The sequence below is a fragment of the uncultured Desulfovibrio sp. genome (genome assembly GCF_944327235.1).
Lineage (GTDB): Bacteria > Desulfobacterota > Desulfovibrionia > Desulfovibrionales > Desulfovibrionaceae > Desulfovibrio.
This window is the reverse complement of sequence record NZ_CALVHE010000155.1, coordinates 1-5,393: the sequence shown is the minus strand read 5'-3', so window position 1 is coordinate 5,393 and position 5,393 is coordinate 1. Positions and strand designations below refer to the sequence as shown.

Annotated in this window: 7 protein-coding genes and 1 pseudogene; all 8 read left to right on the top strand. The window is 63.4% G+C overall.

Annotated elements, in window-relative coordinates; translation table 11 throughout:
- Positions 1-750: pseudogene (gene fusA, locus Q0K00_RS11825) on the top strand (elongation factor G); the annotation flags it as partial.
- A gap of 23 nt (positions 751-773) precedes the next feature.
- The gene (gene rsmA, locus Q0K00_RS11820) at positions 774-1,586 is read left to right on the top strand and encodes a 16S rRNA (adenine(1518)-N(6)/adenine(1519)-N(6))-dimethyltransferase RsmA (protein WP_297229779.1); all 813 of its coding nucleotides are present in this window, start codon (positions 774-776) and stop codon (positions 1,584-1,586) included.
- A 264-nt stretch (positions 1,587-1,850) separates the two neighbouring features.
- A complete protein-coding gene (locus Q0K00_RS11815; protein ID WP_297229777.1) occupies positions 1,851-2,126 on the top strand; it encodes an HU family DNA-binding protein in 276 nt (91 codons plus the stop codon).
- A 436-nt stretch (positions 2,127-2,562) separates the two neighbouring features.
- Complete coding sequence (locus Q0K00_RS11810; RefSeq protein WP_297229776.1) at positions 2,563-3,366, top strand: tetratricopeptide repeat protein; 804 nt, start codon at positions 2,563-2,565, stop codon at positions 3,364-3,366.
- 160 nt (positions 3,367-3,526) lie between these two features.
- The gene (locus tag Q0K00_RS11805) at positions 3,527-3,793 is read left to right on the top strand and encodes an SEL1-like repeat protein (protein WP_297229774.1); all 267 of its coding nucleotides are present in this window, start codon (positions 3,527-3,529) and stop codon (positions 3,791-3,793) included.
- Positions 3,790-4,326 carry a tetratricopeptide repeat protein gene (locus tag Q0K00_RS11800; protein ID WP_297229772.1) on the top strand — a complete coding sequence of 179 codons (537 nt, stop codon included), beginning with the start codon at positions 3,790-3,792 and terminating at the stop codon, positions 4,324-4,326. Before Q0K00_RS11805 ends, Q0K00_RS11800 begins: the two co-directional genes overlap by 4 nt.
- Before the next feature lie 171 nt (positions 4,327-4,497).
- Positions 4,498-4,701 (top strand): 30S ribosomal protein S21, encoded by a 204-nt coding sequence (rpsU, locus tag Q0K00_RS11795; protein ID WP_296305852.1) that lies wholly within the window; start codon positions 4,498-4,500, stop codon positions 4,699-4,701.
- Positions 4,702-4,814: 113 nt separating this feature from the next.
- A complete protein-coding gene (locus Q0K00_RS11790) occupies positions 4,815-5,273 on the top strand; it encodes a GatB/YqeY domain-containing protein (protein WP_297229770.1) in 459 nt (152 codons plus the stop codon).
- Positions 5,274-5,393: the final 120 nt, after the last annotated feature.

Genomic DNA, 5,393 nt, shown 5'->3' with positions numbered 1-5,393 from the left:
CTGGTGCGGCAGGATGAGGAATCCGGCTGCCGCATGGTCTCCGGCATGGGCGAGCTGCATCTGGACATCCTGCTGGAGCGCATCCAGCGCGAGTACGGCATACGTCCGCGCGCCGGGCATCCGCAGGTCATCCTGCGCGAGAGCGTGCGCAAGAGCGGCGAGGCCGACGTGACCTTTGAGCGGGACCTCGGCAAGGAGCATCATCAGGGTCATGTGCGACTGAGCGTGGCCCCGCGCGAGCGCGGCACGGGCAATGCGGTCACGGTGGGCGATTTCCTGCCCGCCGACCCGCAGGAGGCCGCGCGGCAGCTGCCCCGCGCGCTGCTGGAGGCGGCCCTGTCCGGGGTGCGGGATGCGCTGCAGAGCGGCGAGCGTACCGGCTACCCGCTGGAGGACGTGGACGTGCGGCTGGAGCTGGTGGAGCGCACGGAGGGATTGACGACCGTGCCGGGCACGCATCTTGCGGCCGGGCAGGCGCTGCGCGAGGCCGTTTCCGAGGCGACGCCGGTGACGCTGGAACCCATCATGACGGTGGAGATCAGCGTGCCGGACGATTTTCTGGGCGCGGCCATCAGTCTGCTGGGGACGTGCGGCGGCAAGGTGGACGACCTTCAGGACAGGGCGGGGCTCAAGCAGGTGCGGGCGACGGCTCCGCTGCGCAAGCTTTTCGGCTTTTCCACCCAGCTCCGATCGGTCACGCAGGGGCGGGCCGGGCTCATGCTTTCCTTTGACCGCTTCGACCTGCCCTGACGGGCGCACACGGGAGACCGATCATGTCACGCCATCCCGGCGGCGCATCCGCCCAGCCCGCCGCCAAGAAAAGCCTTGGTCAGCATTTTCTGAAGCATGAACATATCTGCCTGCGTATCGCCGCCCTGCTGCTGCCGCGGCCGGAAGATCGCGTCCTGGAGATCGGGCCGGGGCCGGGCGCGCTGACGCGCGCGCTGGAGGCCCAGCCGCACGCCCGCCTCCTGCTGCTGGAAAAGGACGATCACTGGGCGGCGGAGCGGCAGCGGCAGGCGGGGGCGCACACGCAGGCCGTGCTCACTGACGCGCTGCGCTTCGACTGGTCGCGCATCACGCCCGCCTATCCCTGGAAGATCGCGGGCAACCTGCCGTACAACGTGGCCTCTCCCATGCTCTGGGACATGGTGGCGCAGGCGCGCGGCCTGCAACGCGGCGTTTTCATGGTGCAGAAGGAGGTGGGGCAGCGGCTGGCCGCCCGGCCGGGCACGTCGCATTACGGCGCGTTGTCGGTCTGGGTACAGAGTTTCGTGCGTCCCCGGCTGGAGTTCATCGTGGGGCCGGGAGCGTTCAGTCCGCCGCCCAGGGTGGACTCCGCCGTCCTGAGCTTCGAGCCGCTGGCGGAGGCGGCGCGTCCGCCGCACACGGCCCAGCTTTCCCGCCTGCTGAAGCTCTGCTTCCAGCAGCGGCGCAAGCAGATCGGCGGGATCTTCCGCCGCTGCGGGGACGCGGCCCTGCTCACCCTGCCGGAAGAGGCCGGACTTGCGCCGGAATTGCGGCCCGAACAGCTTTCCGTGGCGGATTTTCACCGTTTGAGCGCTCTTTTGGCCGCCAAAGCTTGACAAGATTCCTGAAAAATTGTTCCCCTGTTCCTGTACGGTCCTTTGTTGCTTCCTTTTTTTCCTGCCGTACGAGAAACCTGGCCGGGGGGGCCGGGATATGTGTTAGAGCATTTTGCCTTTGAAAAAGGCAAGATGCGAGGCGGCAGTGCAGCGCCGCCCGGCCGAAAGTGAGCGGAAAAACCGCGTTTTTTCCGCGAAACGCCAGGCCGTATGGTTTGGGACGCGAAGCGTTTCAAACTGGAAATGCTCTAGGAGGATAGTTTCATGACCAAGGCAGACTTTATCGAAAAGATCGCGGCCAAATCCAATCTGACCAAGGCCGCCGCCGAGCGGGTGCTCAACGCCTTTCTTGCCGCCGTGGAAGAGAGCCTCGCGGAAGAAGGCAAGCTCACGCTCACCGGTTTCGGCACGTTCAGCGTGGAGACCCGGCAGGCCCGGCAGGGACGCAATCCCCGCACCGGCGAGACGCTCACCATCGCTGAAGGCAAGATGATCAAATTCCGTCCCGGCAAGATGCTCAAGGATGTGCTTGAGGACTAGGGCCTGTTGACGCTATTCGCTGTCTGTTTGGGGGAAGAGTCAGGGACACGGGGCAAGCCCGTCTCCATGACAAGCGAAGCGTGTACGGGAGATAGCCTTATATATTGAAATTATTTGTAAAATCAGTGCTGACAGGCCTTGGAGCGTTTTGCCGTTGAAAAAGGGAAAACGCGGGGCGGCGGCACAGCACGCCCGGCCCAAAGGAAGCGGGAAAGCCGTGTTTTTCCCGCGAAAGGCCAGGCCGTATGGTTTGGGACGCCAAGCGTTTCAAACTGAGGATGCTCCAAAGCGGGCATACGTTTCACGCGTATGCCCGCTTTGTTCAGGCAGAGGCGTCATGCCCGTGCCATGCGTGCCCTGCTCTCCACTTAGTCCAGCGCGGGCCGCCCGCGCGGCGGACAGGCGAGGGCATCGCCCCCCCAAAGGAGTTTTTCCCATGAAGATCCTCTGTCTTGCGCTTTTGCTTGCGGCACAGCTCCTCGGCGGCACGACCGCTTTTGCGGCCTCGTTCGACGACGTGAAAAAAGAGGCCGCGCAGGGAGAAAAGACCGCGCGACCTGAACTCAGTTCCCAGGACAGCCGGGACGAAGACCTCGCGTCGGACGAGGACGAGTCCCTCTTCGGATTCAAGAAGTCCGCCGAACAGGGCCACGCGCCGTCCCAGAATATCATCGGTCGCATGTACGCCAACGGCGTCGGGGTCAAGCGGGACTATGCCCTTGCCCGCTACTGGCTTGAAAAGGCCGCCGCGCAGGATTACCCGGAGGCGCAGTACAATCTCGGCCGTCTGTATGCCGAAGGTCTCGGCGTGAAGCAGGATTATGCCACGGCGCACACATACTGGGAAAAGGCCGCCGCAAAGGGCGAAGATGCCGCCCAATATGCCCTCGGCAACCTGTACGCCAACGGCTGGGGCGTGCCGCGGGACGACGCCAGGGCGCGCATCTGGTGGGAAAAGGCCGCCGCGCGGCGCAACCCCTATGCCCTGCACAATCTCGGCGCTCTCCATTACGAAGGCCGGGGCGTGCCGCAGGATTACGCAAAAGCCCGCAGCTATTGGGAACAAGCGGCGAATGGCGGCTTTTTTGCCTCCCAGATGTATCTTGGGATCCTGTACGAAGAGGGCAAGGGCGTAAAGCGCGATCCCGCCACAGCCCGCCAGTGGTACGACAGGGCCTGCGAACAGGGCTGCGAAGAAGGGTGCGAGCGTTCCGCGCGTCTGGGCAGCGTTTCAAACTGAGGATGCTCCAAAGCGGGCATACGTTTCACGCGTATGCCCGCTTTGTTCAGGCAGAGGCGTCATGCCCGTGCCATGCGTGCCCTGCTCTCCACTTTGTCCAGCGCAGGCCGCCCGCGCGGCGGCCAGGCGAGGGCATCGACTACCCAAAGGAGTTTTTCCCATGAAGATCCTCTGTCTTGCGTTTTTGCTTGCGGCACAGCTCCTCGGCGGCACGGCGGCCGTTGCGGCCTCGTTCGACGACGTGAAAAAAGAGGCCGAGCAGGGAGAAAAAACCGCGCAACTCGAGCTTGGTTCCCGGTACAGCCTGGGAGAAGGCGTCGCGCCGGACGCCAAAAAAGCTTTCCGCTGGTTCAAGAAGTCCGCCGAACAGAGCTACCCCCGGCCCAGAATACCGTCGGCCTCCTGTACGCCAACGGCGTCGGGGTGAAGCGGGACTACGCTCTTGCCCGCCAGTGGTTTGAAAAGGCCGCCGCACAAGACCATCCGGGCGCGCAATACAATCTCGGCCGCCTGTATGCCGAAGGTCTCGGCGTGAAGCAGGATCATGCCAAGGCGCACACATACTGGGAAAAGGCCGCCGCAAAGGGCGAAGATACCGCCCAGTATGCCCTCGGCGTCCTGTACGCCGAGAGCTGGGGCGTGCCGCGGGACGACGCCAGGGCGCGCATCTGGTGGGAAAAGGCCGCCGCGCGGCGCAATCCCCAAGCCCTGCACAATCTCGGCTATTTCTATTATGAAGGGCGCGGCGTGCGGCGGGATTACGCAAAAGCCCGCAACTACTGGGAACAGGCCGCGCGAGAGGGCTTTTTTGCCTCCCAGATGTATCTTGGGATCCTGTACGAAGAGGGCAAGGGCGTAAAGCGCGATCCCGACACAGCCCGCCAGTGGTACGACAGGGCCTGCAAACAGGGCTGCGAGGAAGGGTGCGAACGATATGCACGTCTGGGCAGGGAGCGTTGACATGGACGCGACGGCCCGCCGCCGTGGGGGTCGTGCCGGGCTTTTCCGAAAAAGACTTGCCTTTTTTGCAAAAGAGGCGTAAAGGGATTTTCCGTTCCTTCGGAACGACGGCGGTCTCGGCCGCCGAGTGCCCGGCCACGGCCGGAGCCCTGAAAAAAGGGGGTGATGTCTGTGCCCGGTGTATTCCTGAACGAAGACGATTACAACTTTGATATCGCGCTCCGCCGCTTCAAGAAGCAGGTGGAAAAGGCCGGTGTGCTGTCCGAAATGAAGAAGCGTCAGCACTACGAAAAGCCCAGCGTGATGCGCAAGAAGAAGAAGGCCGCTGCCCGTAAGCGCCTGATGAAGAAGATGCGCAAGATGAACGCGGCGTAATGTCGCGCCCGCGTCCCTTGGGGCGCAAGCGACGCTGTCCGTTTGCGGGAGGCCCTGCCGTGGGCTTCCCGCTTTTTGATTTTTTTCGGGTCGTGGCCCGTGAGGATATCGACATGAGCCTGTTTGAACAGATTGATAAAGACTATGTACAGGCCTACAAGGCCAAGGACGCCGTGCGTCTGTCCGTGCTGCGTCTGCTCAAGACCGCCGTCAAGAACCGGCTGGTGGAGCTGCGCCGCCCCGGCGGCACGCTGAGCGATGAAGAGATGATGGATGTCATCATCAAGGAAGGCAAGCAGCGTCAGGACTCCATCGAGCAGTACACCGCCGCCAACCGTCCCGATCTGGCCCAGAAGGAAGCCGAGGAACTGGCCGTCATCCAGGAATATCTGCCCCAGCCCCTGAGCGAGGAAGAGCTCGGCCGCCTCATCGAGGAGACCATCACCGCCGTGGGCGCGGCCTCGCCGCGCGACATGGGCAAGGTCATCTCCGCCATCATGGCCACGCACAAGGGCCGTGTGGACGGCAAGCATCTTTCCGAAGCCGTCAAGCAGCGCCTGACGCCCCAATAAGTCCCGCTACAGGAGGCCGTGCCGCTGCGCGGCCTTTTTTTCGTTGGGTCATGACTAGCAGAGAGTCCATAAAGAGGCTAAAAGCAAGTTATGACAATGAAAAACAAGTACGCTTGCCGT

What these genes read in the sequence shown, in the direction of transcription:
- rsmA (WP_297229779.1), top strand. Translation starts at nt 774, where the DNA reads ATGTCACGCCATCCCGGCGGCGCATCCGCCCAGCCCGCCGCCAAGAAA.
- Q0K00_RS11815 (WP_297229777.1), top strand. Translation starts at nt 1,851, where the DNA reads ATGACCAAGGCAGACTTTATCGAAAAGATCGCGGCCAAATCCAATCTG.
- Q0K00_RS11810 (WP_297229776.1), top strand. Translation starts at nt 2,563, where the DNA reads ATGAAGATCCTCTGTCTTGCGCTTTTGCTTGCGGCACAGCTCCTCGGC.
- Q0K00_RS11805 (WP_297229774.1), top strand. Translation starts at nt 3,527, where the DNA reads ATGAAGATCCTCTGTCTTGCGTTTTTGCTTGCGGCACAGCTCCTCGGC.
- Q0K00_RS11790 (WP_297229770.1), top strand. Translation starts at nt 4,815, where the DNA reads ATGAGCCTGTTTGAACAGATTGATAAAGACTATGTACAGGCCTACAAG.